Source organism: Adlercreutzia sp. DFI.6.23, from assembly GCF_024462535.1.
GTDB lineage: Bacteria > Actinomycetota > Coriobacteriia > Coriobacteriales > Eggerthellaceae > Adlercreutzia > Adlercreutzia rubneri.
In genome coordinates this window covers 1-286 of record NZ_JANGBP010000837.1, presented here as the reverse complement: position 1 = coordinate 286, position 286 = coordinate 1, and the positions used below count along the sequence as shown (strand labels likewise).

Here is a 286-nt window from a genome sequence, read left to right as displayed (position 1 = left end):
CGTTGTTCATGAGGAAGCCCAGACCCTCGCCGGCATGCAGCCAAAGCGGCATGTCCGGATGCTCGAGCAGGTAGTCGGCCTTCTCGACGATGCCCTTATAGGCATCGTTGTCGTAGGTTTCGGCGAGCGTGCGCTCGGCATCCTTCATCAGATCCTTGAACATGTCGCGATCCCAGATATCGCGGCGCTCCTCGCGCTCGGTGTGGTGCACGGGAATATAGAGCGACACGTCGGGCGCGGTCACATCAGCGAGGATGGCCGGATCGAAATTTTCCATCACGTGATT

Annotated in this window: 1 pseudogene; it reads right to left on the bottom strand. The window is 59.1% G+C overall.

Annotated features, from left to right (window positions below):
- Nucleotides 1–286 (bottom strand): annotated as a pseudogene (locus tag NE591_RS15680) (hypothetical protein); the annotation flags it as partial.